The organism is Alicyclobacillus hesperidum subsp. aegles (genome assembly GCF_027923525.1).
Lineage (GTDB): Bacteria > Bacillota > Bacilli > Alicyclobacillales > Alicyclobacillaceae > Alicyclobacillus > Alicyclobacillus aegles.
In genome coordinates, this window is record NZ_BSBJ01000044.1 from 1 (window position 1) to 476 (window position 476).

The following is a 476-nucleotide window of genomic DNA, read 5'->3' on the forward strand; positions in this document are numbered from 1 at the left end:
GCTCGCTGCACGACAGACTCCAGACTTTCGAACCATTAATCGATTCCGCTCGCAACGAATGAAAGGTCTCATTGACGACGTATTCGCGGCTGTATTACAACTGCTTATCGAAGAAGGATACGTCACCATGGAACGCTATTTCCTTGACGGCACGAAAATCGAGGCCAACGCCAATCGGTATACCTTTGTATGGAAAAAGTCCACAGACCGGTATCAGGAAAAGTTGCAGACCCAGATTCGTCAACTGTTGGCCGAGATTGATGAAGTCAACCAACAGGAACAAAAGGAGTACGGGGAACGGGATCTGGAGGAACTAGGCGAAGGGAAAGTGATCACGGCCGTGCAGCTCGAAGAGACCGTATCCCGGCTAGAACAACGTTTGGCAGAGGATAAGACCAATAAACCGTTGCGTAAGGCAGTTCGTACATTTCGCAAGGATTACGTGCCTCGGTGTCGGAAGTACGAGGCTCAACAAT

Annotated in this window: 1 protein-coding gene; it reads left to right on the forward strand. The window is 49.8% G+C overall.

Annotated features, from left to right (window positions below; translation table 11 throughout):
• Positions 1 to 476: transposase (locus QMF38_RS09625; protein ID WP_390854407.1), on the forward strand; the 476-nt coding region annotated here is incomplete at both ends.